General features: G+C 57.1%; 31 protein-coding genes. 14 read left to right on the forward strand and 17 right to left on the reverse strand.

Annotated elements, in window-relative coordinates:
* The first annotated feature begins 37 nt into the window (after nucleotides 1-37).
* The 8 genes from Q1B13_RS13170 to Q1B13_RS13205 all read left to right on the forward strand — a co-directional run bounded on the left by Q1B13_RS13170 (nucleotide 38) and on the right by Q1B13_RS13205 (nucleotide 7,000).
* Nucleotides 38-424 (forward strand): hypothetical protein, encoded by a 387-nt coding sequence (locus Q1B13_RS13170; protein ID WP_298935347.1) that lies wholly within the window; start codon nucleotides 38-40, stop codon nucleotides 422-424.
* Entirely contained in the window at nucleotides 421-1,392 is a 972-nt protein-coding gene (locus tag Q1B13_RS13175; RefSeq protein WP_299080671.1) for a sterol desaturase family protein, read from the forward strand. Before Q1B13_RS13170 ends, Q1B13_RS13175 begins: the two co-directional genes overlap by 4 nt.
* Nucleotides 1,393-1,485: 93 nt before the next feature.
* Nucleotides 1,486-1,674, forward strand: a complete 189-nt coding sequence (locus tag Q1B13_RS13180) for a hypothetical protein (RefSeq protein WP_299080670.1) — start codon at nucleotides 1,486-1,488, stop codon at nucleotides 1,672-1,674.
* 99 nt (nucleotides 1,675-1,773) lie between these two features.
* Entirely contained in the window at nucleotides 1,774-2,607 is an 834-nt protein-coding gene (locus Q1B13_RS13185; protein WP_299080667.1) for an EAL domain-containing protein, read from the forward strand.
* A 194-nt stretch (nucleotides 2,608-2,801) separates the two neighbouring features.
* Entirely contained in the window at nucleotides 2,802-3,977 is a 1,176-nt protein-coding gene (locus Q1B13_RS13190; RefSeq protein ID WP_299080665.1) for an acetyl-CoA C-acetyltransferase, read from the forward strand.
* A gap of 187 nt (nucleotides 3,978-4,164) precedes the next feature.
* Nucleotides 4,165-4,887 (forward strand): acetoacetyl-CoA reductase, encoded by a 723-nt coding sequence (phbB, locus tag Q1B13_RS13195; RefSeq protein WP_299080663.1) that lies wholly within the window; start codon nucleotides 4,165-4,167, stop codon nucleotides 4,885-4,887.
* A 302-nt stretch (nucleotides 4,888-5,189) separates the two neighbouring features.
* Entirely contained in the window at nucleotides 5,190-6,137 is a 948-nt protein-coding gene (locus Q1B13_RS13200) for a transcriptional regulator GcvA (RefSeq protein WP_299080661.1), read from the forward strand.
* Complete coding sequence (locus tag Q1B13_RS13205; RefSeq protein WP_299080658.1) at nucleotides 6,134-7,000, forward strand: EamA family transporter; 867 nt, start codon at nucleotides 6,134-6,136, stop codon at nucleotides 6,998-7,000. The genes Q1B13_RS13200 and Q1B13_RS13205 overlap by 4 nt, the downstream gene beginning before the upstream one ends.
* Here Q1B13_RS13205 and Q1B13_RS13210 read toward each other — a convergent pair.
* The 3 genes from Q1B13_RS13210 to Q1B13_RS13220 form a co-directional block, all read right to left on the reverse strand.
* Nucleotides 6,997-7,161: a DUF465 domain-containing protein gene (locus Q1B13_RS13210; protein ID WP_298935355.1), complete on the reverse strand. Its 165-nt coding sequence runs from the start codon at nucleotides 7,159-7,161 to the stop codon at nucleotides 6,997-6,999. The two genes, Q1B13_RS13205 and Q1B13_RS13210, sit on opposite strands and share 4 nt — an antisense overlap.
* A gap of 122 nt (nucleotides 7,162-7,283) precedes the next feature.
* The gene (locus tag Q1B13_RS13215) at nucleotides 7,284-8,057 is read right to left on the reverse strand and encodes a methyltransferase (RefSeq protein WP_299080656.1); all 774 of its coding nucleotides are present in this window, start codon (nucleotides 8,055-8,057) and stop codon (nucleotides 7,284-7,286) included.
* A complete protein-coding gene (locus Q1B13_RS13220) occupies nucleotides 8,054-8,269 on the reverse strand; it encodes a DUF2007 domain-containing protein (protein ID WP_120632374.1) in 216 nt (71 codons plus the stop codon). Before Q1B13_RS13220 ends, Q1B13_RS13215 begins: the two co-directional genes overlap by 4 nt.
* Before the next feature lie 56 nt (nucleotides 8,270-8,325).
* Here Q1B13_RS13220 and Q1B13_RS13225 point away from each other — a divergent pair, with 56 nt between their 5' ends.
* Entirely contained in the window at nucleotides 8,326-9,324 is a 999-nt protein-coding gene (locus Q1B13_RS13225; protein ID WP_299080654.1) for a polyprenyl synthetase family protein, read from the forward strand.
* Here the strand turns inward: Q1B13_RS13225 and Q1B13_RS13230 are convergent.
* From Q1B13_RS13230 to soxR, 4 genes are all read right to left on the reverse strand, one after another.
* Nucleotides 9,317-10,138 carry a 4-(cytidine 5'-diphospho)-2-C-methyl-D-erythritol kinase gene (locus Q1B13_RS13230; protein ID WP_299080652.1) on the reverse strand — a complete coding sequence of 274 codons (822 nt, stop codon included), beginning with the start codon at nucleotides 10,136-10,138 and terminating at the stop codon, nucleotides 9,317-9,319. The genes Q1B13_RS13225 and Q1B13_RS13230 overlap by 8 nt on opposite strands.
* Complete coding sequence (locus tag Q1B13_RS13235; RefSeq protein ID WP_299080649.1) at nucleotides 10,128-11,840, reverse strand: tetratricopeptide repeat protein; 1,713 nt, start codon at nucleotides 11,838-11,840, stop codon at nucleotides 10,128-10,130. Before Q1B13_RS13235 ends, Q1B13_RS13230 begins: the two co-directional genes overlap by 11 nt.
* A 105-nt stretch (nucleotides 11,841-11,945) precedes the next feature.
* On the reverse strand, nucleotides 11,946-13,592 hold the full coding sequence (locus Q1B13_RS13240) for an electron transfer flavoprotein-ubiquinone oxidoreductase (protein ID WP_299080646.1): 1,647 nt from the start codon (nucleotides 13,590-13,592) through the stop codon (nucleotides 11,946-11,948).
* Nucleotides 13,593-13,728: 136 nt separating this feature from the next.
* Nucleotides 13,729-14,184 (reverse strand): redox-sensitive transcriptional activator SoxR, encoded by a 456-nt coding sequence (soxR, locus tag Q1B13_RS13245; RefSeq protein WP_299080643.1) that lies wholly within the window; start codon nucleotides 14,182-14,184, stop codon nucleotides 13,729-13,731.
* A gap of 85 nt (nucleotides 14,185-14,269) precedes the next feature.
* Here soxR and Q1B13_RS13250 point away from each other — a divergent pair, with 85 nt between their 5' ends.
* The 3 genes from Q1B13_RS13250 (at nucleotide 14,270) to Q1B13_RS13260 (ending at nucleotide 16,365) form a co-directional block, all read left to right on the forward strand.
* Nucleotides 14,270-14,650: a VOC family protein gene (locus Q1B13_RS13250; protein ID WP_299080640.1), complete on the forward strand. Its 381-nt coding sequence runs from the start codon at nucleotides 14,270-14,272 to the stop codon at nucleotides 14,648-14,650.
* 234 nt (nucleotides 14,651-14,884) lie between these two features.
* Nucleotides 14,885-15,355, forward strand: a complete 471-nt coding sequence (gene greA, locus Q1B13_RS13255; protein ID WP_298935365.1) for a transcription elongation factor GreA — start codon at nucleotides 14,885-14,887, stop codon at nucleotides 15,353-15,355.
* Nucleotides 15,356-15,369: 14 nt separating this feature from the next.
* Nucleotides 15,370-16,365 (forward strand): hypothetical protein, encoded by a 996-nt coding sequence (locus Q1B13_RS13260; RefSeq protein ID WP_299080638.1) that lies wholly within the window; start codon nucleotides 15,370-15,372, stop codon nucleotides 16,363-16,365.
* Here the strand turns inward: Q1B13_RS13260 and Q1B13_RS13265 are convergent.
* The 6 genes from Q1B13_RS13265 to Q1B13_RS13290 all read right to left on the reverse strand — a co-directional run bounded on the left by Q1B13_RS13265 (nucleotide 16,362) and on the right by Q1B13_RS13290 (nucleotide 22,171).
* On the reverse strand, nucleotides 16,362-16,955 hold the full coding sequence (locus Q1B13_RS13265; RefSeq protein ID WP_366871089.1) for a GNAT family N-acetyltransferase: 594 nt from the start codon (nucleotides 16,953-16,955) through the stop codon (nucleotides 16,362-16,364). The two genes, Q1B13_RS13260 and Q1B13_RS13265, sit on opposite strands and share 4 nt — an antisense overlap.
* A complete protein-coding gene (gene glp, locus Q1B13_RS13270; protein ID WP_299081015.1) occupies nucleotides 16,952-18,997 on the reverse strand; it encodes a gephyrin-like molybdotransferase Glp in 2,046 nt (681 codons plus the stop codon). The genes Q1B13_RS13265 and glp overlap by 4 nt, the downstream gene beginning before the upstream one ends.
* A 20-nt stretch (nucleotides 18,998-19,017) precedes the next feature.
* Nucleotides 19,018-19,509 (reverse strand): molybdopterin-guanine dinucleotide biosynthesis protein B, encoded by a 492-nt coding sequence (mobB, locus tag Q1B13_RS13275; RefSeq protein WP_299080635.1) that lies wholly within the window; start codon nucleotides 19,507-19,509, stop codon nucleotides 19,018-19,020.
* Entirely contained in the window at nucleotides 19,506-20,150 is a 645-nt protein-coding gene (gene mobA, locus Q1B13_RS13280) for a molybdenum cofactor guanylyltransferase MobA (RefSeq protein WP_299080632.1), read from the reverse strand. Before mobA ends, mobB begins: the two co-directional genes overlap by 4 nt.
* A gap of 58 nt (nucleotides 20,151-20,208) precedes the next feature.
* Nucleotides 20,209-21,162 carry an AEC family transporter gene (locus tag Q1B13_RS13285; protein WP_299080630.1) on the reverse strand — a complete coding sequence of 318 codons (954 nt, stop codon included), beginning with the start codon at nucleotides 21,160-21,162 and terminating at the stop codon, nucleotides 20,209-20,211.
* 61 nt (nucleotides 21,163-21,223) lie between these two features.
* Nucleotides 21,224-22,171: a formate dehydrogenase accessory sulfurtransferase FdhD gene (locus tag Q1B13_RS13290; protein WP_298935371.1), complete on the reverse strand. Its 948-nt coding sequence runs from the start codon at nucleotides 22,169-22,171 to the stop codon at nucleotides 21,224-21,226.
* Between Q1B13_RS13290 and Q1B13_RS13295 the strand changes: the two genes are divergently transcribed.
* Both Q1B13_RS13295 and Q1B13_RS13300 read left to right on the forward strand, forming a co-directional pair.
* Nucleotides 22,170-22,880 (forward strand): AzlC family ABC transporter permease, encoded by a 711-nt coding sequence (locus Q1B13_RS13295; RefSeq protein ID WP_299080627.1) that lies wholly within the window; start codon nucleotides 22,170-22,172, stop codon nucleotides 22,878-22,880. The genes Q1B13_RS13290 and Q1B13_RS13295 overlap by 2 nt on opposite strands.
* On the forward strand, nucleotides 22,877-23,209 hold the full coding sequence (locus tag Q1B13_RS13300) for an AzlD domain-containing protein (RefSeq protein WP_299080624.1): 333 nt from the start codon (nucleotides 22,877-22,879) through the stop codon (nucleotides 23,207-23,209). The genes Q1B13_RS13295 and Q1B13_RS13300 overlap by 4 nt, the downstream gene beginning before the upstream one ends.
* Here the strand turns inward: Q1B13_RS13300 and Q1B13_RS13305 are convergent.
* The 4 genes from Q1B13_RS13305 to Q1B13_RS13320 form a co-directional block, all read right to left on the reverse strand.
* Complete coding sequence (locus Q1B13_RS13305) at nucleotides 23,198-23,830, reverse strand: hypothetical protein (RefSeq protein WP_299080621.1); 633 nt, start codon at nucleotides 23,828-23,830, stop codon at nucleotides 23,198-23,200. The genes Q1B13_RS13300 and Q1B13_RS13305 overlap by 12 nt on opposite strands.
* An 18-nt stretch (nucleotides 23,831-23,848) precedes the next feature.
* Nucleotides 23,849-23,983: an aa3-type cytochrome c oxidase subunit IV gene (locus Q1B13_RS13310; protein ID WP_298935376.1), complete on the reverse strand. Its 135-nt coding sequence runs from the start codon at nucleotides 23,981-23,983 to the stop codon at nucleotides 23,849-23,851.
* A gap of 68 nt (nucleotides 23,984-24,051) precedes the next feature.
* On the reverse strand, nucleotides 24,052-24,612 hold the full coding sequence (locus tag Q1B13_RS13315) for a hypothetical protein (RefSeq protein ID WP_299080618.1): 561 nt from the start codon (nucleotides 24,610-24,612) through the stop codon (nucleotides 24,052-24,054).
* Nucleotides 24,599-26,437, reverse strand: a complete 1,839-nt coding sequence (locus Q1B13_RS13320) for a glycerophosphodiester phosphodiesterase family protein (protein WP_299080615.1) — start codon at nucleotides 26,435-26,437, stop codon at nucleotides 24,599-24,601. Before Q1B13_RS13320 ends, Q1B13_RS13315 begins: the two co-directional genes overlap by 14 nt.
* Nucleotides 26,438-26,455: the final 18 nt, after the last annotated feature.

The raw sequence follows: 26,455 nt of genomic DNA on the forward strand, positions 1-26,455 counted from the left end.
CCTGCCCGCTTTGCACTCTGTCGCCGGGGAGGACGGCATGCCGCTTGAAATTCTATTGATTTTAGTGGTCGGTGGGATTGCCGGTATCACTCTCCTATTGCACCTGACCGGACGATCGAGCCTGCGCGTTTTGACGCAAGAGACCGCCCGGATGGATTGGCGGCGCCATTTTCCGGACGATGTGGTGATTGATGTCACGGTCTCGCACGATGGCCATGCCGCCTTAGTTCGAACTGAGACCGGCACCGGCCTGTTATGGTCCCTCGGCGCAGATACTGTGGGCCGGCATCTGTTGGATTTTGACTGGATCGAGCATCCGAACGGGTTCGAATTTCAGTTTCGCGACTTTAGCTCGCCCGGTGTCGTTGTTCACCTCGACGAAATTGAGCGCCGTCACTGGCAGCACCTGATGGAGCCTTCATGACCGATCACGTAAGCTTTCCCGACGCCGTTCAATGGGCCGTCCCTTTTTTTATCGCCGCGATCTTGGCCGAGTTCCTGTGGATCACCATAAAGGGCCGTGGTGGGAGGTACGAGACCCGCGATGCGGTGACCTCTCTGATCATGGGCGCGGGTAACATTGCCTCAGGATTTGTGCTTGGTTTCATTGCCTATGCGTTCTTTATGTGGATGTGGCAAATCACGCCGCTGAACCTTGGCACCTCGATTCCGATCATCATCCTGTGCTTTGTGCTGGATGATCTGCGATACTACTGGGTGCATCGGTTCGGCCACCGTATCCGCTGGGTCTGGGCCAGCCATGTGAACCACCACAGCTCGCAGCACTACAACCTGACCACGGCGCTGCGTCAGACCTGGACCTATACCTTTACGTTCATGATGGTTGTACGGGCACCGCTGATCCTGCTGGGATTCCACCCGGCTTTGGTCTTGTTCTGCGGCGGTCTGAACCTGATCTACCAGTTCTGGATTCACACCGAAGCCATCGGCAAAATGCCTCGCTGGTTTGAAGCTGTGATGAACACTCCCAGTCATCATCGCGCGCACCACGGCCGTAATGCGCGCTATCTCGATTGCAACTATGCCGGCGTCTTCATCATCTGGGACAAGATTTTTGGCACTTTCGTGCCCGAGCAGGAAGATGACCGCGTCGACTATGGGCTGGTTCACAACATAGGCACGTTCAACCCGTTGCGCGTCGCCTTTCACGAATGGGTAGGCATCTGGCGCGACGCGACTCAGCCGGGTCTGACCGTGCGCCAAAGACTTGCCTATTGCTTTGCCCCGCCAGGTTACAGCCACGATGGCAGCCGGGACAGCTCGGAGCAGATCAAGAAAAAGCATCTCGACAGACACCCGAGTGATCGCGGAACGCCCGGATTCGAGCAATTTGACAAAAATCCGCCCAACACCCGGGCAAAACGCGCCTGACGACTTCGCGAGCAAGGTCAGTAAGCCTTGTAATCCGGCCCTGATGCACCATATCGGTCGTCATGTGTGGAGTATGAGTGTCCGGAGGCCAGAATGACCCGCGTAACAACCGTATCAACTGTTATCGGGCTGTTGGGTCTGGTTCTGGCGATGTTCGCAGCAATCGGCACCGCTGTGACAGCTTTGATCGCATTGGGCTTTGCAATGATGGTTCTGGGCGCGGTGGGGGCTATCTTCGGCGCCGCAGCGACACTGGTACAAGCCGGACAATCCGCACGCTGACCCCTCATATTTTCTGATATCCCTTAACTGCAGATTCACCTGTTTGCCCTGAGACTGTGACCGAACCCATGTTCGGCATCACACAGGGAACCGTTGCTCATGCGGGACAAGAAGCTTGCAGATCTTCCCGAAGGGTCGGAAAACCCGTTGAACGCTGCAGTCTCGACCCGGGACCGCTCGGTCGTTCAGATGGCAACAGACGCAGTAAAACACAAACAATGCAAACTGGCGTTTCAACCTGTCATGCAAGCGCACGCCCCACATGGCGTTGCCTTTTATGAAGGTTTCATTCGCGTCCTCGACGAAACCGGTCGTGTCATTCCGGCCCGGGATTTCATGCCTCAGGTCGAAAACACACCGATCGGTCGGGAACTGGATTGCGTCGCGCTGGAAATGGGTTTGCGTACACTCGCTCGAAACCCTTCCATCCGATTGTCCATAAACATGTCGGCCCGGTCGATTGGTTACGCCCGCTGGTCCGGCGTGTTGGACAGGTTTCTAAAAAGGGACGCAAGCGTGGGTGAGCGTTTGATCCTTGAGATCTCGGAAAGCTCTGCGATGCAAGTCCCCGACCTTGTCGTAGATTTCATGGATCGCCTGCAGGAACGCGGCATTGCCTTTGCGCTAGATGATTTTGGTGCCAGCAACTTCAGTTTTCGCCATTTTCGCGAGTTTCTGTTTGATGCCGCCAAAGTAGACGGGCAATTCATTCGGGGGATCAGCGACAACCCCGACAATCAGGCACTGGTGCGTGCTTTGATAGCGGTGGCGCGGGAATTCGAAATTCTGGTAACGGCCGAATCGGTCGAAACCCAGCAAGATGCAGCGTTCCTTATCGCCAACGGCGTGGATTGCCTGCAGGGCTTCTTGTTTGGCGCACCATCGGTCACACCGCCCTGGAAACAGGAACCACACTCGAAAACAGGGACTTAACCGAACGCCGCTATCGCAATAATTCGCCCCCTCCGCCGCTGAGACAAGCTGTCCGTTGCTGCGTGTGCAGCATTGCGCTATGGCAGAGAGTGCTGGAGCGGGGGATCACGAGGCGCTCTGATACCGGGAGAGAGCTTCTCTGCCGCCTGCGCCGTCAGATTTCCCGAAAGACCATGACGGTAAAGGACTGACTTATGACCAACGTAGTAATCGCATCCGCCGCACGCACAGGTGTCGGCAGTTTTAGCGGTTCGTTTGCGAACACCCCTGCACATGATCTGGGCGCTACCGTCCTGGAGGCAGTCGTCGAACGCGCCGGGATCGACAAGGGCGAAGTAAGCGAAACCATTATGGGTCAGGTGCTGACCGCCGCTCAGGGCCAAAACCCCGCACGTCAGGCGCATATCAATGCCGGGCTTCCCCAGGAAAGCGCCGCATGGGGCATCAACCAAGTCTGTGGCTCGGGCCTGCGCGCTGTCGCGCTAGGCGCACAGCATATCCAATTGGGCGATGCCGATATCGTGGCCGCCGGTGGACAAGAGAACATGACACTGTCACCCCATGCCGCCGCGCTGCGCGCCGGTCACAAGATGGGTGATATGAAGTACATTGATACGATGATCCGTGACGGTCTCTGGGATGCCTTCAATGGCTATCACATGGGTCAGACCGCCGAGAATGTCGCCGAGAAATGGCAGATCAACCGCGACACACAGGACGAATTTGCTGTTGCGTCTCAGAACAAAGCCGAAGCCGCGCAGAAGGCTGGCAAATTCGCCGACGAAATCGTGCCGTTCATCATCAAGACCCGCAAAGGCGACATTGTGATGGACAAGGATGAATACATCCGCCACGGCGCAACCATGGAGGCCATGGCAAAGCTGCGCCCAGCCTTCGCCAAGGAAGGTTCGGTAACAGCCGCCAACGCATCCGGTCTGAATGACGGCGCCGCGGCAACCTTGCTTATGTCGGCCGAGAACGCCGAAAAGCGCGGGATTGAGCCTTTGGCCCGCATCGCATCCTACGCCACTGTTGGTTTAGACCCGTCGATCATGGGCGTTGGCCCGATCTTCGCGTCACGCAAGGCGTTGGAAAAAGCAGGCTGGTCCGTAGAAGATCTGGATCTCGTCGAAGCCAATGAAGCCTTCGCAGCGCAGGCCTGCGCCGTGAACAAGGACATGGGTTGGGATCCATCAATCGTGAACGTCAACGGCGGTGCCATCGCCATCGGACACCCAATCGGTGCATCCGGTTGCCGTGTCCTGAACACACTGCTGTTCGAAATGAAACGCCGCGATGCGAAAAAGGGTCTGGCGACCCTGTGCATCGGTGGCGGAATGGGCGTCGCCCTATGCGTGGAGCGCGACTGATTGCGCTGACAAAAACACAGAAAAGGGCGCCCCGTCGGCGCCCTTTTTTGTTACAATTCAATTCTATCACTTGCGTGCGACAATATTGACGAACAGAAAGCAAACAATCTTGACGAAACAATATTGCGTGCAACTCTCTCTCAGAGTAACAGCATTACCAAGGCGACTAAATTTGGAGGATTCCTAAATGGCACGTACAGCACTCGTCACCGGCGGCTCTCGCGGCATCGGCGCAGCAATTTCTAAGGCGCTCAAGGCCGAGGGATGCAATGTTGCAGCCACCTACGCGGGGAATGACGAAGCCGCTGCGAAGTTCACAGAAGAAACCGGCATCGCCACATACAAATGGAATGTCGCTGACTATGATGAATCGAAGGCAGGTATCGAAAAAGTCGAGGCCGAAGTTGGCCCGATTGATATCGTTGTCGCAAACGCTGGCATCACCCGCGATGCCCCGTTCCACAAAATGACGCCCGAGCAGTGGCATCAGGTGATCGACACCAATCTGACCGGCGTCTTTAATACAGTGCACCCGATCTGGCCCGGCATGCGTGAGCGGAAATTCGGTCGTGTGATCGTCATCAGCTCGATCAACGGGCAAAAGGGCCAGTTTGCTCAGGCGAACTATGCGGCGACCAAAGCGGGCGATCTGGGTATCGTCAAGTCGCTGGCGCAGGAAGGAGCGCGCGCCGGTATCACCGCCAACGCGATCTGCCCAGGCTATATCGCTACTGAAATGGTCATGGCCGTACCCGAGAAAGTACGCGAAGCCATCATTGGCCAAATCCCAGCGGGACGTTTGGGTGAGCCAGAAGAAATCGCGCGCTGCGTCGCGTTCCTGGCATCTGATGATTCGCAATTCATCAATGGCTCGACCATTTCTGCCAACGGCGCACAGTTCTTCGCATAAATCCTAGACGTGCAATGAATTGGGCCGGTCCTTTTGGACCGGCCCTTCTTGTATCCCGTAAGAACGCGCGCGCTGCGTTCAGCGGGAACCAAACAACCAGTTCAAAGCCCTGGCGATCGCTTTGGACCGTTCAAGATGAGCGCGCTGAAAGGCGCGGGCCGCTGCGGGGCTGGTGGTGACCTCGATCATAGCAAAGTTCCTTTCAGATCAGTTTCATTTGACTTACTCTGAATATACGCCTCTAAATCAGATGCGACAAACGAGCTTTTTCGAACATTCAATTAAGAAATACTTGACTATAAATGAGCGACTACCTTCCTCCTCTGACCGCATTGCGCGCCTTTGACGCCGCAGCGCGTCACATGTCATTTGCAAAAGCAGCAGCTGAACTGCACGTCACGCCGGCCGCCCTTTCGTTCCAGATAAAGTCCCTTGAGGAACACTTGGGCCGCCCCCTATTCCGCCGCCTCAATCGCGCTGTTGAACTGACCGAAGCAGGTCAAGCGCTGGCCCCAGGTGCCGCCGAAGGGTTTGCGATGCTGCAGGCGGCGTGGCGTACGGTAAGGCGGCAAGAGGATGACAGCAGCCTGACGGTGACAGCGGGCCCGGCATTGACAGCCAAATGGCTTGCCCCGCGCCTATATGAATTTGCGCGTGCGCATCCGGAAATCGATCTGAAGTTTTCGGCAACATTGCGCAATATGGATCTGGAACGGGACGATGTGGATGTCGCCATTCGATTTGGCTATGGGCAGGATGACGGCCTTTATTCGGTGCCAGTTAGAAAGGAATGGCTAACACCCGTTATGACGCCCGAGCTGGCCGATCAATTCGCAACACCAGAAAGCCTAATGAACGCACCCCTGATTCATGATGAATCGATCAGCTTCCTGAAACCTCCCTGCGATTGGCCCGCGTGGTTCCGGGCAGCCGAAGTGGAATTTGTCCCAACTCATGGCGCCCATTTCTCGAATGCGGATCATGCGATCGATGCGGCTGTTGCAGGGGTCGGCGTCGCTTTGGGCCGACGCGCTATGATATTGAAAGATCTTTCCGAAGGGCGGTTAGTCGCACCATTTAAACTCGCAATTGAAACAAAAGGTCGGTTCCGTTTTTTGTGCCTGCCCGGCGCGGAACAGCGGCCTCAGATTGCAGCATTTCGGGACTGGTTCTTATCCGAAATTGAAAAGACCGCCCATATATCCGATGAGTTCAAAATCATCCCGATAGAAAAGGTGCCCGGGCCGTGACTAAAATGCGCGCAACATTTATCGGCTTTGGTGCTGTTTTGCTTTGGGCATTGTTAGCTTTGTTCACCGTTGGGTCGGCACCTACGCCGCCGTTGTTGCTGAACACAATCTGCTTTTCAATTGGCGGAACGTTTGGCCTGATATGGGCCTGGTTCTCGGGTGGTTTCAGCCAGTTAAGGCAGGTGCGCTGGACAACCTACCTGTTCGGGGCTTTAGGACTGTTTGGCTATCACGCCCTGTATTTTTCAGCGCTGCGCATGGCCCCGGCGGCCGAAGCCGGACTGATCGCATATCTCTGGCCGTTGCTGATTGTTTTGTTTTCCGGCCTGTTGCCTGGCGAGCATCTTCGACTTGGCCATCTAATCGGTGCAGGCCTCGGCTTTGTTGGAGCTGCAGTCATCATTACAGGGGGTGGAAGCACTGGCTTTCAAGCCCAGCACCTTCCCGGCTATGCTTTGGCATTGCTGTGCGCTCTGACATGGTCTGGCTATTCAGTTCTGTCCCGTCGTCTGGGTGATACACCCACAAGTTCTGTTGCCGTTTTTTGTATAGCGGCGGCAATAGCATCTGCATTGCTGCATCTGGCAGTGGAGGAAACCGTTTGGCCCACCAAAACAATCAGTTGGATTTCTGTGCTTGCGCTGGGTCTGGGCCCTGTTGGACTGGCGTTTTATGTCTGGGATATCGGGGTCAAGCGAGGCGACATCCAAATACTTGGAACCGCCTCATATGCGGCACCACTTTTGTCTACGCTGGTATTGGTGGTGGCCGGGATCGCCGCCCCGTCCTGGGGATTGGCGATCGCGGCTTTGTTGATCACTGGTGGTGCCGTGATTGCGGCACGCGCCAGCCTGCGACCCTAAGCGGACAGGCGTTCGATCTCTTCTTTCAGTTTTAGTTTTTGTTTCTTGAGCTGGGCGACATGGAGATCATCGATACCTGGCGAGCGTTGGGCTTGTTCTACTTCGAGACCGAGAGTTTCGTGCTTCTTCTTCAGTTCCGTCAGATGTGCGCTCACGCTCATGGCGATCCTCCTTCTTTACGTGTCTGAGTGATACGTAAGAAGTTGATCACATCATATCCAGCCTGTCACGCCGCAGACGCACAGAATCTGTAATAAATCCGACAAAATCGGCTGGTCATTGCTTATTGAACCGAAAACCCGGACAGCGCAGCACCCGCACGCAGTATCGCTGAAACTTCGGGCGTGTAGCTGTCGCCATCTTTTGTATGACGGTCACCCGCATGCAGAATCAGCGGAGCATGCAGCCGAAATGCTGCGCCACCACCTTTGCGGGCGCGCACGATAACCAGCTCGGCGTCGCGGCCGATGCGCGCGCAAAGCGGTAAAACCTCGACAGACCCCAACCTGTTTGCGCAGGCTGACAGAATATCCGGCAGCCGTTCCGCTTTTTGAACCATATGCAAATAGCCCTTTGGAGTGAGTCGTTTGGCGGCGACGGCAACCCAATCTGCCAGCGGTGTCTTTTCACCCAGTGCAATACTCCTGCCTGTGTCTGACGCTGGGCTATGTGCGTCCGGGCGATAGTAAGGGGGGTTTGCAATCACGTGGTCAAACATCCGGCTCCGCAAGCTCACCGGCAATACGTTCAAATCAGCCTCGACAACGTCCAGCTGAACCCGGTTCTGATCGGCATTTCGACGGGCCAGATCGGCATAGGGTGACTGCACTTCAACGCCTGCCAACTGTAATTCCGGGATACGCGCAGCAAGACACAGAATGGCAGCTCCGGCCCCGCATCCAAGCTCTAGTACAGATTGTCCGGGTTGAGCAGGCACTGATGCTGCCAACAGAACAGGATCAACACCGGCGCGGTACCCTGACAAAGGCTGCAACAGCTGTACCTGCCCGCCCAGAAAGGCGTTGCACGTCAGATCACTGTCTTTGAACCGGGTCATCGCCCCAACGGGATCTCGTTGTCGCGCATGACACGTTCAGCCCGCGTTAAATCATCCGTCCGCACCATCAGGCGGCGCGGAAATATTCCGATGCCTCCTTCGAGGATGCTCATATTTACGTCCATCTGAAAGCAGTCTATATCCTCGCCTTCAAGAAGAGCGGATGCAAAAGCCAGGATTGTCGGATCGGTGCTGCGCAATAGTTCTTTCATGGGGATGGATGTAAGGGCAAGGCGAGGCAGAAGTCGAGCCTTGTATCAGGAGTGTGATGAACGTCAGCACGATCTCGAAACCGCATGAGCGGCTCGCCGAAATTCTGAGCGGTGATATGGAGGCGGTAAACACGCTGATCCGTACCCGCATGGCGTCAGAGCATGCACCAAGGATTCCCGAAGTAACGGCGCATCTCGTCGAAGCCGGAGGTAAGCGCCTGCGCCCGATGCTGACCCTCGCCGCGGCCCGGCTGTTTGGCTATTCGGGCGAGCATCACGTGCGCCTTGCCGCAACTGTTGAGTTCATTCACACCGCGACCCTACTGCATGACGATGTCGTGGACGAAAGCGCCCGACGGCGCGGGCGACCCACGGCAAACTTGCTGTGGGACAACAAGTCCAGCGTGTTGGTGGGCGATTATCTGTTTTCCCGCAGCTTCCAGTTGATGGTTGAAACCGGTTCCCTGCGTGTTCTGGACATCCTCGCCAATGCGTCTGCCACCATCGCCGAGGGCGAGGTGCTGCAAATGACCGCAGCCACCGACCTGAGCACGGATGAGAGTGTGTATCTGCAAGTTGTGCGCGGCAAGACAGCAGCGTTGTTTTCAGCCGCAACCGAAGTGGGCGGCGTGATCGCGGGTGCTTCGGAGCAGCAGGTTCAAGCGCTGTTCAATTATGGCGATGCGTTGGGTATTGCCTTTCAGATTGCTGATGATCTGCTGGACTATCAGGGCGACAGCAAGGCGACTGGGAAAAACGTCGGCGACGATTTTCGCGAACGTAAACTGACCCTGCCGGTGATCAAAGCCGTGGCTCAGGCCACGCCCGACGAACGCGCCTTCTGGGATCGCACAATCGCGAAAGGTCGCCAGCAGGATGGTGATTTGGACCATGCAATGGCGTTGATGAACCAATACCGCACTTTGGAAGCAACCCGATCAGATGCCCTGGGTTGGGCGGCCAAGGCCAAATCCGCGTTGGACGCCTTGCCTGATCACGAGATTCGGACCCTCCTGCGCGAGCTGGCCGACTACGTCGTCTCGCGCCTCAATTGAGCTGCGTCGCGCGGCACCACCACTCGGGATGCGCCGCGCCTACCTCGTAAGCTGCGAAATGGGCAGCCTTCATCGATGGATAAAGGGCGAAACACGTCGACCCTGATCCCGACATACGCACCAGCAACACATCTCTGGTTGCGCCCAATTCTTCCAAAACTCGCCCTATCTTGGGGGCCAGTTCCACCGCAGAGTTTTGCAGATCGTTCCGCTGCGCGCCCAGCCACTCGGCACAAGCATCAGATGCTTCGAAATCCGGTATTTCGTCAGGCATGGCCGAGTTCCGGCGCGTTTTCATCGCGCTGAATACCGCGCCCGTGGGTACTTCGACGCCAGGATTGACCAGCACTGAAGAGAACCGAGGCAGGGTTAACGGAGTGACTCGGTCGCCAATCCCTTCCATCCGAGCGGCCACTGCCTTCACGCAGACAGGAACATCCGCCCCAATAGACAAGGGTAGGTGTTGCGGCACTTCGCTCCCCTGGTCTGCAACCATCCGCAAAACTGCAGCCGCATCTGACGACCCACCGCCGATGCCGCCGCCATGAGGCAGCACCTTGTTCAGATGAATACGCCCGGTCCAACCAACCGTCTCAGCCGCCTGCCAAACCAGATTGCGACTGTCGGTGGGCACGCCTCTGGCATGTTCGCCAGTCACGTCCAGTGACAGGTTTGGACCCGGAACAAATTCCAGTTCGTCGCCAACGTCCGCAAAAACAACCAAAGAATCCAAAAGGTGATAGCCATCGTCTCGCTGGCCGGTCACATGCAGGGTCAGGTTAACTTTTGCAGGCGCGCAGGCCTTAGTTGCCATTTGCAACCTTCAGAGGTTCTGCGCCTTCTTCAGCCAGCACCACATCCAGCCCAACTTCTAGTTTACGGCGGATACGGTCCGGGTCAGCCTCAGCATCCGTGTCCTCGGGATCGACGAAGGAGAGCGCGCGCTTCCACTGAAACTCGGCCTCGCGACCCCGACCGACAGCCCAGTACACATCGCCCAGATGATCGTTGACCACTGGATCAACCGGCATCAACTCAACTGCACGCTCCATGTGTTCAACGGCTTCGTCATAGCGACCAAGGCGGAACAGAACCCATCCGAGGCTGTCAACAATGTACCCGCTCTCGGGGCGTGCGGCGACGGCGCGCTCAATCATGTCTAGCGCCTCATCCAACTTTTCTTGCCGTTCTACCAGGGAATAGCCCAGATAATTCAGTACTTGCGGCTGATCCGGATTCAGCTCCAACGCGCGACGGAAATCGGTCTCGGCCTGATCCCAGTTCTTAAGGCGCTCATGCGATATGCCCCGGGCATAGTGCAAAAACCAGTTGCCTGCTGATGCGCTGTCAGTCAGCTCAATAGCGCGGTCGTAGGAGTTAACGGCAGCCGCATAGTCTTCCTGCCGCCGTTCCAAGTCCGCCAGTGCAACGTGAACACTCGGTAGGTCTGGTTGTTGCCCGGCCAGATTCTGAAGGACTTCAACCGCTGCATCCATCTTTCCAGAACGACCCAGAACCTCGGCCCGACCCAGCTCTGCGGCGTGGTAGTCGTTACTCTCCGTTGGCACAGTTCGATAGGCTTCAACCGCCAGGTCATATTGGCTCAGCTCATCCAACAGCTCGGCACTCAGCAAGATTGCGTCGACATGGTTCGGACGCAAGAAGTTTGCTGTCCGTGCATACAACAATACATAGTCAGGTGACGCTTCAGAATTAAGCGCGGCGCCAACCGAGAAGAAGATCTCGGCCACGCCATCCTGCGCGGATCGGACATGAGTGAACGGCAATGTCTCTCCAGCGCCCAACCGCGCCAGATAATTCTCGATCGACGGGTCACTGCCTGCGGCAAATACGTTGTTCAGGAACTCGATCGCATCCTCATCGCGATCCAGCTGAGACAACACTTCGGCACGAGCCAACGCAGCGCGGCGCGAAAATTGTGCGACGACGCCATCATTGGCTCCGAACACCGCCTCGGATCCTTCAAAATCACCAATTGAGGCCAGTGCCATCGCCTTGTGGTAAAGGGCGAACTCCTTCAGGCCTTCTTGCGTCGAGACAGCATCAAACTGTTCCATCGCCTTGGTCATCTCACCCTGACCCAAATAGGCCCAAGCCGTCATCAACCCATCAACCAAAGGGCCAACCCCTTGTGTCTCGGGGTCTCGGGCTAGCAGGTCATCCAATTGTCCATCTGCAACCAGATTGGCCGCAATCACCATACGTGCGGCCTGGCTTGGCAGCTTCGCACCTTCGATAGTCTCGGCAATCGGCAAGGCACGCTCGATCTCGCCCAGCGCAAGACGGGCAACGACAACGCTTTCCAACAAAAGTTCATTCTGCGGATCGAATTTCAGCGCCTGAGCATAGTATTGTTCGGCAGCCGAATAATCATTCTCGTAAATCGCCTGACGGCCCGCCAGATAAGATCCGGAACCCGTATCTGCATAGACCGGCATTGCGACTGTTGAAGAGAACAGCACGGCCAACACCGCGCGACGAACCAGGGAAACCACCAAAATCCTGCCTTGTTGTCATTAGACTGACAGTCAAGCTAGGGCTTTGGTCAGGAAGAGGCAATGGCAGAGCCTTCACGACCCTGCCAGTGCCCGTTTTTTCGCTTACATATTCGGGTAGTTTGGCCCATCCCCACCTTGCGGCGTGGTCCATGTGATATTCTGGCTGGGATCCTTGATGTCACAGGTTTTGCAATGCACGCAATTCTGGAAGTTGATCACGAATCGCGGCCCGTCTTCGTCCTGGACCATTTCATAGACCCCCGCCGGGCAATACCGCTGCGCCGGTTCGTCGAATTTGGGCATGTTGACCTTGACCGGAATTTCCGGGTCCGACAGGTGCAGATGGCAGGGCTGGCTTTCCTCATGGTTCGTCATCGCAAAGGACACGTTGGTCAGGCGATCAAAAGACAGTGTGCCATCCGGTTTCGGGTAATCAATCGGCTGATGCTTGCTGGCTTCTTCCGTGACCTCAGCATCGTTTTTACCGTGCCCCATGGTGCCAAATAACGAGAAGCCCAGCGTGTTTGTCCACATGTCCAGACCGCCCAGTGCCAGAGACGGGAACAAGCCCCATTTCGACCACATCGGCTTGACGTTGCGCACCTTTTTCAGGTCTTTGCCGATGGCGCCACCGCGCACATCGGTTTCATAGGCGGTCAGCTCATCGCCCGAACGCTCGGCCCTGATGGCATCGAATGCCGCCTCGGCCGCAGCCTTGCCTGACAGCATCGCATTATGGTTACCCTTGATGCGCGGCACATTGACCATGCCCGCCGAACAGCCCAGCAATGCCACGCCAGGTGCCACCAGTTTCGGCATCGACTGCCAGCCACCTTCGGTGATCGCTCGCGCGCCGTAAGCCACACGCTTGCCGCCTTTCAGCAGCTCAGCCACCATCGGGTGGTGCTTAAATCGCTGGAATTCCATGTAGGGATAAAGGTGCGGGTTCTTGTAGTTCAGGTGGACCACAAATCCGACATAGACCTGATTGTTTTCAAGATGGTAAATGAACGATCCGCCACCCGCGTTGCCGCCCAAAGGCCAGCCCATGGTATGCGTGACCGAGCCTTCCTTGTGTTTGGCCGGGTCAATCTCCCAGATCTCTTTCATGCCGACGCCGTATTTCTGCACTTCTTTGCCGGCAGACAGGTCATATTTGGCAATCACTTCCTTAGATAGCGATCCGCGCACACCCTCGGACAAGAAGACGTATTTGCCGTGCAGTTCCATGCCCGGCTCGGTGTTGGGACCGTAGGATCCGTCGGCTTCCAGGCCAAAGACACCAGCAACCACGCCTTTTACTTCGCCGTTGTCACCGTAAACCAGTTCCGAGCAGGCCATGCCCGGGAAAATCTCAACACCCAGCTCTTCGGCCTGTTCGGCCATCCAGCGGCAGACATTGCCCATCGAGACGATGTAGTTGCCGTGGTTGTTCATCAGCGGCGGCATCGGGAAGTTTGGGATGCGGATCTTACCCGCTTCACCCAGCATATAGAAATTGTCTTCGGTCACCGGCGTGTTCAACGGCGCACCTTTTTCCTTCCAATCGGGAATCAATGCATCCAGACCGCAGGGATCGAGAACCGCACCCGACAGGATATGCGCGCCCACTTCTGAGCCTTTTTCAAGAACAACAACGTTCAGGTTGGCATCCAACTGTTTCAGACGGATGGCCGCCGACAGGCCCGCAGGACCTGCGCCCACGATCACCACATCGTATTCCATCGCTTCGCGTTCAATCTCGGCCATCGCGGGCTCCTTAGCTAACTTTCCGAATTGGCGCTCTCACCGCATGGTCTGCGCAATTTTGTTTCACGGCTGATTACCTGTTTGAAAAGACCTTGGTCAATCGAAACACGGCGTAACAAAGTCGCATTGCGGCAGTTTATGCCTCTGGCGCGTCCCCCAACAGGTATCTGGGACCACTTCCATGGGACTTAGCCCGATCATCCGGATTGTAGAGGGCGCATTTTGGCAGGCTCAGGCATCCACAGCCAATGCAGCCATCCAAATTGTCGCGCAATCGCATCAAGGTGTCGATTCGCTGATCCAGATGGGAACGCAAGCTGACACTGATATCCTTCCAGTCTTTTGGCGTTGGGGTTCTATTTCCCGGCAGGCCAGAAAGAACCTCCCGGATCTCGGGCAGGGTTAACCCGAATTGCTGGGCGATCATGACAAAGCTCAGGCGCCGAATGTCCGCCCGCTGATACCGCCGCTGCCCGCCGGCATTGCGCCACGGCGAGATCAATCCCTGCGCCTCATAGTACCTTATTGCAGAAACCGCCAACCCGGTGCGCTGCGCCAATGCTCCGATTGCCAGGCCTTCAGAAACAACCATCAGATCCTCAAAAACATCTTGACCTAAAGTTAGGTTTAGAAATTACGGTGAGTCGAAGCAAGTCAAAAGTTGAAAAGGAAACACTATGACGGCGACACTTGAACACACCAACTTCACTGTACGGGATCCAAAGGCATCTGCGGCATGGATGGAAAAAGTCTTTGGCTGGAAAACCCGCTGGGAAGGCGCAGCCATCGCGGGCGGCTACACGGTGCATGTTGGCAGCACCCACACCTATCTGGCACTTTACGCCCCTTCCGATCCCAGGCCAGCAGGGGAAAGCAGCTACGATGTTGTCGGCGGGCTGAACCATGTGGGCGTTTTGGTGGCGGACATCGACGCCACCGAAGCCAAAGTCCGGGACGCCGGGTTCGACCCTCATAATCATGCCGACTACGAGCCGGGCAAGCGATTCTACTTCGACGATGACAATGGCATAGAATTCGAAGTCGTTCAGTATGATTGAGATGTTGTGGCTCGGAACCGATGCGCATCGATGGCGACGGGGTGAGCTTCTGGGGTATCGCTACAGGCGATCCCCGCCACCCCCGAGACGGCGCTAAGTCGCGAATCCAGCGCCTCGCGGCCTTTGGCCTCTTGCAATTTACACGCCATTTGGGTCAGGTATTCGCTAACCTATCCTTCGCCCCGACGCTTTTGTGCGGCGGGGCGACTCAATTTTTGCGTGGACAAGTAGAGTATGGAAAAGATCCCAATGACGCCTTCGGGCAATGCCGCGCTCGGAGCCGAGCTTAAAAATCTCAAATCCGTCGAGCGTCCGGCGATTATCGAGGCGATTGCTACGGCTCGGGAACTTGGGGACCTGAAGGAAAACGCCGAATACCATTCGGCCCGCGAAAAGCAGGGATTCATCGAGGGCCGCATCAAAGAACTTGAAGGCATTCTGTCGCTGGCCGATGTGATCGATCCGGCCAAGCTGTCCGGTGCGATCAAGTTTGGTGCCAAGGTCACATTGGTCGACGAAGATACCGACGAGGAAAAGACCTGGCAAATCGTTGGCGAATACGAGGCCAATATCGAAGCTGGTCTGCTGAACATTAAGTCGCCCATCGCCCGCGCCTTGATCGGCAAGGAAGAAGGCGACAGCGTCGAGGTCAGCACGCCGGGTGGCGTCCGATCTTATGAAGTTCTGAGCATCACATACGCCTGACCGGAGCACGCGTCATGTCAGGGTCAAAACCTGATCCGGAATCCGAACGACCAACATCGCTTGGCATCTACGACCGGCCTCGCGTACCGTCTGTGACCGGAATCGAAATTGCAGCATTGGTACTCAGCCTGATCTGGCTGGTGGTGTCCGTTGTCTTTCTGGTTATGCCGGGTCAGGAACAGGGCAGCGGTCTGATTGTGACTTTTCTGGCAGTCTTCATGCCTGTGGCAATGATCTGGGTTGCCGCCATGGCCATGCGTGCCAGTCGGATCATGCGCGAGGAAAGCGCCAGGTTGCAAACAGCGATTGATGCGATCCGCAATACCTATGTCATCCAACAACAGCGCGCCGCCAGCACATATGAACCGACTGTCAGCAAAAAGCTGGACGAAATTGCTCAAACCGCAAAGAAGACCGAGGATGCACTGGCGACTTTCTCATCCAAACGCAGTGCGCCAGCGAGAGTTGCATTGCAACACGCCGGCACCGGCGATCAAACCTCGCTGGAACTTGGCACCCCAGCAGAAGAAATCGCGCCGCCACTGACCACAGATGTTTTCGTCAAGGCCCTGAACTTTCCGGAAACGCAGGACGATACCGAAGGGTTCGACGCCCTGAGGGTCGCGCTGAAGGATCGTAAGACCGCGCAATTGGTCCAAGCCTCGCAGGATGTGCTTACACTGCTCAGCCAGGAAGGCATCTATATGGACGACCTGCGCCCCGACATGGCGAGACCTGAGGTCTGGCGGCAGTTTGCTCAGGGGGCACGCGGAAAGACGGTCGCAGCGTTGGGCGGTATTCGGGATCGTTCGTCTTTGGCACTGACCGCGGCTCGGATGAAACAGGACCCGATCTTCCGAGATGCCACGCATCATTTTCTGCGCCGTTTCGACAATATGATTGTCGAGTTCGACTCGATCGCCAGTGATGCTGAGCTGACGGAATTGGGCGAAACCAGAACAGCGCGTGCGTTTATGTTACTTGGACGCGTGGCTGGCACGTTCGACTAGTCAGGAACAACCACCCAGCACATTTTAGTGGCGCTGTTGAACCCGAATATGTGTTTGAACGGGCCAGTCTGTTCCTGACCCATGGCCTGGAACCCTTCTCGTTCATACAAAGCGCGGGCACGTGGGTTGGTATCGATCACATCCAGTTGCACTTCGGTCATTCCGGCCTGCCGCGCCTGGGCTTTGATGGCGGCCAGAAGCGCTGTTCCCACACCTTGCCCGCGCGCCTCTGCTGCAACGAAGATGCCGTCCATCTGAAACACACCGGGTTGCAGGTCACGTTCCAGAACGCTCAGGATCAAGCCGCGCCAGATCGCACCAAACCACCCGTAAACGCGGGCAAGATCGGTCATGCTGCCCCCCGCAAGACCGCCCTCTTTTGTCTTGAAGCCTGCAAGCCCCAACATCTGCCCATCCAAGTCGCGGGCAACAAGCGCGAAGTCCGGGTTCAATACGGTTTTGAAAAATGCCAAACCTTTGTCGTCGGGCCCCATGACCCGGCTCAGCTTGGCCGCGAAGGCCTGCCAGAACAGGGCAGCGGCCTGCGGTCTTTCAGCCGCAGTAAATCCACGCGAAATCGAAATTGTCACAACCCAAAACTCCCATATGGGATAAAGCGCACTAGGTCGCCGGGTTTGATATGACGTTCGCCATCTTCTATTTCAACCAACCCTTCGGCCCAGCTGAGCCCGCTGATACGGCCTGACCCTTCCGAATGAAAAACCTCGACCTGACCCTCGCGAACGCGCGCGCGCAGGTATTCCCGCCGCCCTGGCTTTTTGCGTTTTTCAAACGCCGCGGGAACGTCGAACCCTTGTGGTTCTGCCCAGCCCTGCCCCGACATCAGGCCCAGCGCCGGGCGGGCAAAGATCAACGTGCAGACCAGTGCAGCCACTGGATTGCCGGGCAGGCCAAAAACCGGCTTCCCCGACCACATGCCCAGAGCCAGCGGGCGTCCCGGCTTAAGCGCGATGCGCCATTCCTGCATGGCCCCAGCCTGCCGCAACAGAGCCGACACATGGTCTTCATCCCCTGCGGACGCCCCACCGCTGGTAAGAATGACATCCGCCTGATCCGCTGCCTCATCCAAGCGAGCCTGCAGCTTGTCGCGGTCATCCGACACACGTCCCATATCAACCGGGATAAACCCTAACCGGTCAACCAGCGACAAAAGCATCGGGCGGTTGGCGTCAAAAATCTGCCCCGGCCCAGCGCTGGCGCCCGGCTCCACCAATTCATCTCCGGTAGACAGAATTGCCACGCGCAACGGGCGGCGCACCAACACCTCGGAGATTCCAACCGCTGACATCAACGCCAGATCAGCAGGTGTGGCTTTACGCCCGGCACACAGGGCCACGTCGCCTTCGACCACATCCTCGCCCGGGCGCCTTGTGTTGGCGCCTTGTTTCATTGGGCCATGAAATGCAATCTTGTCGTCCCGAACTGTTACGTCTTCTTCTAGAATTACAGTGTCCACACCTTTAGGCAGCGCGGCCCCTGTCAGCACGCGCAGGGCACTACCTGCGGGGACCTCACCAGCAAACGGGATACCCGCCGCTGCGCGACCATGGGTCAACGGCATGACGCATACGCCTTCAGGGATCGGCCCCGCAAAACCATAACCGTCCACGGCTGTGTTAGGTTGCGGCGGGTTCGACCGGTTCGCAATTACATCCTCGGTCAGAACCCGCCCCATAGCTTTGGATACCGACACACGCTCGGACGATGTGACCGGGCGCAATCTGTCCTGCAATAGGGCCAGCGCCTCGTCGACCGGCGTCCAGGAGACGCCGGCGGGCAACGCGAAACAATCGTTTCGCAACGGCGGCGGTACAATGTTCGACTTGTCCTGAGATACGCCCAAAATCCAACCTTCCTCTGCGGCTGAGACATCCAATTGGCCCATCAATTCCTGATCTGTCAATTGCGACAGTGCCAGGGCGACCTGCTCGACCTGCCACGCATCCTTGATCCGTCCTTCTGGTGCAGCACCAAGGTTTAGCGATGGCCAGATTTCGACGAACGCAACCGGTTTATCAAGTGGCTCGAATGGCCAGATCGACACTTGCCCCTGAAACAGGCTCCGCAGTCGGTGCAACACCGGCAGACCCATCATCACCTGGCCGCCAACCGCACCTGCACCCGCCATTTGCCAGCATGTGAAGCTGCCCTTGGCCAGGCCTTCCACCTTTCGACGGTCGGGAAACGGGTTCTGATAGTCTGCTTTGGTGCGCGGCAACCCGTCGATATCCCGACGCAGGCCATTCATCCAGAACGGGCCTTTGCCGCCAAACTGCCTGTTGATCTGACCGGCTAGGTCAAAGCGATTATTGGCCGCTGGGGTGTCGCTGATATGCGCTTCCAACCACTCCCACAGGACAAGTGGATTGTCTGTCCCGGTAATGGCGTTTGCAAAGCCCGACGGGTAGCCGAATGGAAAGTCAAATCCCACAAGCACCTGTCGGTCAGCTGCAAGCTCACTTCGGATAAAACTGCTCAACCAGTCCTCAGCAACCTTCCGGTTGCGCAAATACACGGGGTCGCCTGATTGACCTCTACGCGCAACGCAAACCCAGATCGCATCCTTGCGAGGGCGTGGCCCGGTATCATTTCCACCGGACCAATCCACCATCACAAAGCTATGAAACAGTGTCACAAACCGACCTCGTCCAGAATAAAATCCGCAATTTTGGCGGTGGCGTTCAGATCAAAAACCGGGCGGTCCAGCTCCAGCGGCGTGTCGCTGGCAACAGCACGGATCGTGTCATCATCGGTGGCGATCAGAGTGTTGCCGGGTTCAGCGCGGAACGCCTCGATCTTGGGGTGACCTGCGCGCTTGTACCCCTCGATCAACACCAGATCGACAGGAGAGAGCCGGGCCAGCAGCGACTCCAGTGTAGGTTCTGGTGCGCCCCGCAGCTCTTGCATCAGCGCAACGCGCTGGCCCGAGGCTAATAGCACCTCATGCGCACCGGCCACCCGGTGGCGATGGCTGTCGCGGCCTGGCTGATCGACATCAAAGCTGTGGTGGGCGTGTTTGACGGTTGAAACAGTAACGCCGCGCCCGGTGATCTCGGTCACCAGCCGCTCCATCAACCCGGTTTTACCGGCGTTTTTCCAACCGGTGACACCGTACAGCTTCATGAGTGTTCCAGCAGTTCTTTGGCCCGGTGCAGGTCTTCGGGTGTGTTGACGTTGAAGAAGGGATCAAAGGGCTCGGCCTCAAACAAGGCCTCGCGCCCGTCATGTTTGTCGGTCCACAACACCACTTTGCGCAGGCCGTTATTCAGCGCTGTGCGCAAATCATCGCGCAGGGCGACCGGCCAGAGGCCAAAGGTCGGGTGTCGATTTATCCTTTTCCTGCCGCCAGATTTCAACATGTCTTCCCCGGTCCGGGGGGTTGTGGCGAGTACAAGTGGATGCGCCTGGCCCTCAGAGGCCTGCACCAGACGAGCAACCAGATCACGTGGGAAGAACGGCGTATCCGCAGCCGCGGTGATGATGCGATCTGCCCCGAGTTCGGCAGCCCAGTCCAAACCTGCCAAAACCCCGGCCAACGGGCCGGCAAAACCGTCTATCGAATCTGGAATGACCGGAAAATCCAAGTCGGTAAAACGCGCGGGATCGCCATTGGCGTTCAGTGCCAGACCGTCCACTTGGGGTCTAAGTCGATCAATGACATGGGCCAATAGGCTTTTGGTCCCGAGCTGTAGCAGGCCCTTGTCCCCACCGCCCATCCGGGTTGCTAAACCGCCCGCGAGGATCAGGCCTAATGGCTGTTTCATTTGGTGACCCCGATCAATTGTTCACATCCTCAACTCCGCCCGGCACGATAGCGTATCTTCAGCTCAGCTGAAATGCTGATGGGTATAGATGATGCAGAACAAACAACCACATAACCAACGTGCCTATCGAAAGCAGCGACGTCACTGAAACAGAGTGCGCCGCCAGCTCTGCTTTCTGGTCGTAGTGCTTGGCCAGAAGGAAAGCATGTTTTGCGGTTGGGACCGCGGCGGACACTGTCGCGGCAATAATCCAAAGCGGTGTCATTCCCAACGCGGCAGCGGTTAGAAGCACCAAGCCGGGCAGCAAGATCAGTTTGATCAGCGATACGCCAAGGACGTACAGGCCGGTTTTCCTGATCGCCCCAAGCCGTGTTGCAAAGCCGATTGCAAACAGCGCCACTGCAGACAGCCCTTGGCCCAGGATATGCAAATAGTCGGACACGATGTCCGAAAACCCCAACCCTGTCAGCGAATAAAGAACACCCAGAAAAGCGGACAAGATGATTGGGCTTTTAAGTGCGTTGAACACCAGCGTTATCAGCCCAGCGCGGTTCTGATCCTGCGCCGACGACGCGTTTTCCAGCATCACAGTGACAACAAACAACAGAACCGCAATCACGACGATAGAGATTACTGCTGGCAGCGACCCCTTTGAGCCGAACAAGGAATGCAGAACCGGCAAAGCCACCAACCCCGCGTTTGAGGCGATAGCAAGATAAGCCAGCATCGTCGCTTCACCTGCGTTCCATCCCAGTGCGCGGCGGATCAAAATGTACAGCACCATGAACAAGCCGGCCGTCACGCCGCCGAAAGCAATCAGAAATCCGTAATTCAAAAGCTTGCTAAACTCTTCCTGCCCAATCAGCATAAACAACAGGGCTGGGATCAGGACATAAACGGCAAATTGCACAAGCACATCGGCCAGTTTCTCATCAAAAACCTTAGTGAGAGAAAAGAGGTACCCGGTGGCGATGACACCAAACACCGGCGCGATCAGGCTGACAAACTCCAAAAGTACTACCTCCGAAATTGATTGTGCTCACCAGTTCGGTCCTCGAACTGGCCATGCGCTTCTATGCGTTTCCCGAGGCGCTTTTCCTGCGGTGCTTTTTGTCCTCGACACTTACGCTCGCTGGATCCGCGTCGCGGACCAGGCGATCTTCACCCGCAAGACACACAAATCTCTGCCCTCGCATTCGGCCGATCAGCGTCAAGCCGACCTCGCGCGCGATTTCGACGCCCCATGCGGTGAAGCCGGACCGTGAAGCCAGGACTGGGATACCCATCATCGCGGTTTTGATTACCATCTCGGATGTCAAACGGCCTGTGGTATACAGGATTTTGTCCTCTGGTGCCTCACGCTCGGACAGCATCCAGCCTGCGATCTTGTCAACGGCGTTGTGACGGCCAACGTCCTCCATGTAGACAAGCGGCCGGTTCTCCCGGCACAAAATTGTGCCATGGATCGCACCCGCCTCGAGATACAGCGACGGCGTGCGGTTGATCTTGGAGGCCAAGTCATAGAGCCATGAGGTTCGGACCGTGACCCGCGGCAGGCGCACGTCCTCCAGCCCCTCCATCATATCACCAAATACCGTCCCTACCGCGCAGCCGCTGGTGCGGGTCTTTTTCTTCAGTTTGTCTTCATACGAAGTCTCACGCGCGGTGCGCACCACCACGGTTTCCAGATCGTCGTCATAGTCGACCCGCGTGATCTTATCATCTGATAGCAGCATCCCCTGATTGCGCAAAAACCCCAACGCCAAGTATTCAGGATAATCGCCGATGGTCATCGCAGTGACGATTTCTTGCGAATTGAGGTAAATCGTCAGCGGGCGTTCCTCGACCACCGAAATGCGGCTGACCTCTCCGTTCTGATCCACGCCCTCGACAGCACGGGTCAGACGCGGCGCACCCGGGTCTGGCGCGATGATGTAGTCCGTGACATCCAGTTCCGTGGACAATTGCAACCCTTTCCCAAGACGGCTACTGCTGCTGGCATCACCATAGGATTTAGCCATGGCAATCACCACACCCAAGTCATACTTCTGGAAGGGTTTTCGCGACGGGGCACCTTTCGTATTCGTCGCGGTTCCCTTCGGCACCTTGTTTGGCGTGTTTGCCACCGAAGCCGGGTTGAACATTATCCAGGTTCTTGCCTTTTCGGCCACCGTCTTTGCAGGTGCTGCGCAATTCACGGCGCTGCAATTGCTGCAGGAACAAACGCCGACCGCGATTGTGCTGGCCTCAGCCTTGGCAGTGAACCTGCGAGTGGCGATGTATTCGGCATCTCTGACCCCCTACCTTGGGGCCGCCCCGATGTGGCAAAGGGCATGTGCGGCCTATCTGACCGTGGATCAGTCTTACGCCTGCTCGATGATTCAGTTCGAAAAAGAACCTGAGATGTCCCTGCCGCAACGCATGGCGTATTTTTTTGGCTCTGTCACACCAATCACACCCCTGTGGATTTTTGCGACATATCTCGGGGCTGTTCTCGGAACTCAGATCCCGGACAGCTGGGCGTTGGATTTCGCTCTACCGATCACGTTTTTGGCCATGGTCGGGCCGATGATGCGCACCTTGGCGCATGTGGTTGCGGCGATTGTAGCCATTGCGGTTGCAATACTGACAGTCGGGGTTCCGTTCAACCTTGGCCTGCTGATTGCGGGTGCTGCAGGCATGATGGCGGGGGCACAGGCTGAAGTGATGATGGAGCGTCGGAAAGCATGACACAGATTGACGCGGCCACCATCTGGTTCATCATCATCGGGCTGGCAATTGGCAGTTTTGCCTTGCGTTTTGCCTTTATCGGTTTTGTCGGCAATCGCCCGATGCCGCCCTGGCTGCTGCGCCATCTTCGGTACACTGCGGTGGCTATCTTGCCTGCCCTGATCGCCCCGTTGGTCGTCTGGCCATCGGCGACTGAAGGTCAGCCCGACGTGGCTCGTATGGCCGCCGCCGCCGTGACACTGGCGGTCGGGCTAATCACCAAGAATGTGCTGGCGGCGATCTTCACCGGCGCAGGCACGCTCTATGGGTTGCTGTATCTATTGGGTTGACGTCGCGCTCAGTTGATTGAGGCGTGCATTGTTGGCGGCAAGACCTGCTTGCAGATCGGCATCATCGTTCTCGCGGTACTCTTCCGTGACAACACCGGGTATCTGGCCGAATTGTTCCGAGAGTTTGACGGGGAAAAAGGTGACGTCGATCTGTTCGAACCCAGGCACCTGCTTCAGGATGCTGGCCGTCGAGTTTGCGCAATATGCGCCTGCGACCGGACCACTCTGCTTGGCCAGTTGAAGTGCAATCTCAGCCTGCTGAGGCGTAACCTGGATCGTCTGGATACGAGCATAGTGCGTTTCGCGAGCATGCGAGCTTCGATAGGCCTGCTCGACAGCCGGAGTGATCCCATAAAGCACGTCATCGACAACCGGTACCACATCCGCCCGGAATGACCCCGCAGGATCGAAGATTACCCGTTCACTGCCGCCGATCATCAAAGACGTATGCGCCCCGGACCCGGTGCGCGTATTGATCATCGTATACAACGTCAGAGTTGATGGACCGGGATCGCGGTATGACCGGGCTATAACCTCAGCCTGATCCGCCTGCGGCCGCTTCGACCCGGCGCAACCTGCAACCGTGGCTGCCAGCAGGCAGACAATCAAAATCCTGAACACAGCCGCCCCCGGTAAAATCTACGACGCGAAGACTGCCAGAAACAGGCAAAGGATTGCGATGGCGACTACGCACCATGTGGTGGCCTTGATAAACCCGTCAAATGTTTTGGTTTGAACGGTAATGTCCATGTCGCCGTGCTTGTGTTCAGCCATGTGTCTAAGACTCCCAATTCGCGTGTTTGATATGTTGGATAATAGAAAACGAAGGGCCTGTCACCACGTCATTCGCGCGCAGGTCCGCGCTCTGCGAAAACCGAACATCCGGCGTAGCCAAAGCCCCACCGCCACGGAAGACCGCTGCACGGCCCTCCGCCGAAACGGACAGCCCCGAACATGGCATCGGCAGTTATGGAATGCACAGACCTGACTTGATCGGGCGTCAGGTCATAGCGTTGGGCGTACTCGTCGACATGGCTATCGCCATGATCCCTAACGCAAGACCGTAAGGTCTCGTCAGCGGACAGTCGAGCATCATAGCTGTCTTCCGCCCGCAGCGCGCCGCCCGCATTGTGGTAGGCCCGATCATGGATCATACAGCAGTCTTCCCACGGCGGTTGTGTCTCATACAGCTCGCCAATTTGCGGGAACGTTTTGGCAACCCACCGCCAACTTGTCGACAACCCGCCCGAGCATCCGTCGGTTTCAAACGGTGTCAGATCAGCCACGTCTCGCTGCGCGATCAAAGCGTGATGGGCCGGCATTTCAAAGCTGCGCATCAAGTCCTGAGCTGACGCGCAGATTGGCAGAACTAGAAAAACCAAGGCCAGGCTAGGGGCTTTCATCACGCATCGCCTCAGTATCGACCTGCATTCCGAACGTGGTGGCCAGCCACAGCATCAGCCTTTCACCGGGTCCCATTTCCGCGCGAACGCGCAGCACCTCTTTTGCCATGGCCGGGCGATCCGTGATCAGGCCATCCACACCCATCGAGGCCATTGCGGACATCTGCAGCGGATCATTCACCGTCCACACATAGATATCCTTGCCCGCTTCATGGACCGAGCGGACAAGACCCGGCGATACCATCGCAGCGTTGACAGCTACAAAATCGCCCTCGAGCCCCGCCAGATCACCGATCGCTGTTGCAGCCAACACACCTGCTCGCCAATCTGGGCGCAGGGCCTTCATCTTTTGAACGGCGGGGTACTTCAGCGACATGGTGGCGATATCGTCCTGCATCCCCAATTCCTCGACCAAACCGGCGACCCGGTTTTCCAGATCAACGTCATGGCCATAATACTTCAATTCGATGATGACCTTGGCCCGGCCCTTTGCCGCAAGCAGCACGTCACGCAAAGTCGGAGAACGCTCCACGGCATATTCTGGTCCGTACCAACTGCCGATATCGATCTCGGCCACATCCTCCATCGTGGCATCCCAAACCTTGAGGTTCATGCCAGCAAGCTTCATGAAATCGCTGTCATGGGCAACGATAACAACGTCATCTGCCGTTTCCTGCACATCGATCTCGACCCAGTCTGCGCCATCTTCGATCGCTTTCAGAACCGAGGCCATGGTGTTTTCGGGTCGCAATGCCGCCGCGCCACGGTGGCCAATGACATCGGCGTGATCCGGGGCCTGAACACGCTCTAGCAATCCCTGCCCTAACCACAGGCCGATCAACACGGCAGCAGCCGCCGCGCTGACGGTTACGAAAACGGGTGCCTTAATCTGTCGCGGTTCGGGATGCTGAAAGTCTTTTGTTTGGGTATCAAAAAAGCCGTCCAGCAGAACAGCCAGAGCCCCCAGCGCAGTGGCCGCCAAAATCAAACCTGCCAAGGACCACAACCCCGCGACAACCAAGCTGAGTATCAGCGCTAGTCTCAGGTTCACACCGTCTTGCAACGGCACAAGCCCGAAAAGCACGCCAGCCACCGCAGCGATCAGCGCCGCAATAACCAGGCGCAGGCCCAACCAAAGGGCCAGCTCGACCTTCAGGCGACCGCGTTTCCTATCCATCCGCCGCGTGCTTTCGTCAAACGCCGCCTTGGGGGCACAATCTTCGAAAAGGACCAAATGCAAAGCCAGCGCCCAAGCTGACAGTCGACGGATCAGCACCCACGCCAAAGAAAGAACCACGACGCCAATCAGAATGACCGCGAGCCAAAATGCTGGCGGATGAAACGTCAGGTAGTAGTTGATGTCATATTCGGTCAGCGTCCACCACGCGATCAAACCCGCAACGGCCACAAATGGCAGCGCCAGAAGCAACACACGGAAAATGAAACGTACTGCGAACCCAAACAAAGCCGGCAGGCGGGACAAGATCAGGCCGATAGCCGCGCTGCCTGCACGCCACGGGTCGCTTTCCCCCATGCGCAGCGATCCGGCCATGACCGAGAAGACAAAAACTTCGGCCAGCAAAAACAGACTGAGTACGACAATGGCCGCGATAAACCCGGCAGGTGAAAGCAGGAACATTGCGATGTCCTGGTCTGTCAGTGCGGACTGGTTGGACAAGGACACCGCAAGATTGACCGCGATGGCGACGCCCGGTGCGATCAATGCAACCAGCAACAATCGCACCGCAATATAGATCGGCAAGAACACCCGCCGCCGTTCCCAGGCCCCGGCATAGGCATTTGTAACGGCAGAGAAATAGCTCACGCGGCGGCCTCCTGAATG

The sequence above is a fragment of the uncultured Ruegeria sp. genome (genome assembly GCF_947489545.1).
Taxonomy (GTDB): domain Bacteria; phylum Pseudomonadota; class Alphaproteobacteria; order Rhodobacterales; family Rhodobacteraceae; genus Ruegeria.

What these genes read in the sequence shown, in the direction of transcription:
- Q1B13_RS13300 (WP_299080624.1), top strand. Translation starts at nt 22,877, where the DNA reads ATGACACAGATTGACGCGGCCACCATCTGGTTCATCATCATCGGGCTG.
- Q1B13_RS13180 (WP_299080670.1), top strand. Translation starts at nt 1,486, where the DNA reads ATGACCCGCGTAACAACCGTATCAACTGTTATCGGGCTGTTGGGTCTG.
- Q1B13_RS13240 (WP_299080646.1), bottom strand. Translation starts at nt 13,592, where the DNA reads ATGGCCGAGATTGAACGCGAAGCGATGGAATACGATGTGGTGATCGTG.
- phbB (WP_299080663.1), top strand. Translation starts at nt 4,165, where the DNA reads ATGGCACGTACAGCACTCGTCACCGGCGGCTCTCGCGGCATCGGCGCA.
- Q1B13_RS13200 (WP_299080661.1), top strand. Translation starts at nt 5,190, where the DNA reads ATGAGCGACTACCTTCCTCCTCTGACCGCATTGCGCGCCTTTGACGCC.
- Q1B13_RS13190 (WP_299080665.1), top strand. Translation starts at nt 2,802, where the DNA reads ATGACCAACGTAGTAATCGCATCCGCCGCACGCACAGGTGTCGGCAGT.
- Q1B13_RS13210 (WP_298935355.1), bottom strand. Translation starts at nt 7,161, where the DNA reads ATGAGCGTGAGCGCACATCTGACGGAACTGAAGAAGAAGCACGAAACT.
- Q1B13_RS13230 (WP_299080652.1), bottom strand. Translation starts at nt 10,138, where the DNA reads ATGGCAACTAAGGCCTGCGCGCCTGCAAAAGTTAACCTGACCCTGCAT.
- glp (WP_299081015.1), bottom strand. Translation starts at nt 18,997, where the DNA reads ATGGTGGATTGGTCCGGTGGAAATGATACCGGGCCACGCCCTCGCAAG.
- greA (WP_298935365.1), top strand. Translation starts at nt 14,885, where the DNA reads ATGGAAAAGATCCCAATGACGCCTTCGGGCAATGCCGCGCTCGGAGCC.
- Q1B13_RS13250 (WP_299080640.1), top strand. Translation starts at nt 14,270, where the DNA reads ATGACGGCGACACTTGAACACACCAACTTCACTGTACGGGATCCAAAG.
- mobB (WP_299080635.1), bottom strand. Translation starts at nt 19,509, where the DNA reads ATGAAGCTGTACGGTGTCACCGGTTGGAAAAACGCCGGTAAAACCGGG.
- Q1B13_RS13220 (WP_120632374.1), bottom strand. Translation starts at nt 8,269, where the DNA reads ATGAAAGAACTATTGCGCAGCACCGATCCGACAATCCTGGCTTTTGCA.
- Q1B13_RS13185 (WP_299080667.1), top strand. Translation starts at nt 1,774, where the DNA reads ATGCGGGACAAGAAGCTTGCAGATCTTCCCGAAGGGTCGGAAAACCCG.
- Q1B13_RS13290 (WP_298935371.1), bottom strand. Translation starts at nt 22,171, where the DNA reads ATGGCTAAATCCTATGGTGATGCCAGCAGCAGTAGCCGTCTTGGGAAA.
- mobA (WP_299080632.1), bottom strand. Translation starts at nt 20,150, where the DNA reads ATGAAACAGCCATTAGGCCTGATCCTCGCGGGCGGTTTAGCAACCCGG.
- Q1B13_RS13215 (WP_299080656.1), bottom strand. Translation starts at nt 8,057, where the DNA reads ATGACCCGGTTCAAAGACAGTGATCTGACGTGCAACGCCTTTCTGGGC.
- soxR (WP_299080643.1), bottom strand. Translation starts at nt 14,184, where the DNA reads ATGGTTGTTTCTGAAGGCCTGGCAATCGGAGCATTGGCGCAGCGCACC.
- Q1B13_RS13170 (WP_298935347.1), top strand. Translation starts at nt 38, where the DNA reads ATGCCGCTTGAAATTCTATTGATTTTAGTGGTCGGTGGGATTGCCGGT.
- Q1B13_RS13260 (WP_299080638.1), top strand. Translation starts at nt 15,370, where the DNA reads ATGTCAGGGTCAAAACCTGATCCGGAATCCGAACGACCAACATCGCTT.
- Q1B13_RS13310 (WP_298935376.1), bottom strand. Translation starts at nt 23,983, where the DNA reads ATGGCTGAACACAAGCACGGCGACATGGACATTACCGTTCAAACCAAA.
- Q1B13_RS13225 (WP_299080654.1), top strand. Translation starts at nt 8,326, where the DNA reads ATGAACGTCAGCACGATCTCGAAACCGCATGAGCGGCTCGCCGAAATT.
- Q1B13_RS13315 (WP_299080618.1), bottom strand. Translation starts at nt 24,612, where the DNA reads ATGAAAGCCCCTAGCCTGGCCTTGGTTTTTCTAGTTCTGCCAATCTGC.
- Q1B13_RS13295 (WP_299080627.1), top strand. Translation starts at nt 22,170, where the DNA reads ATGGCAATCACCACACCCAAGTCATACTTCTGGAAGGGTTTTCGCGAC.
- Q1B13_RS13175 (WP_299080671.1), top strand. Translation starts at nt 421, where the DNA reads ATGACCGATCACGTAAGCTTTCCCGACGCCGTTCAATGGGCCGTCCCT.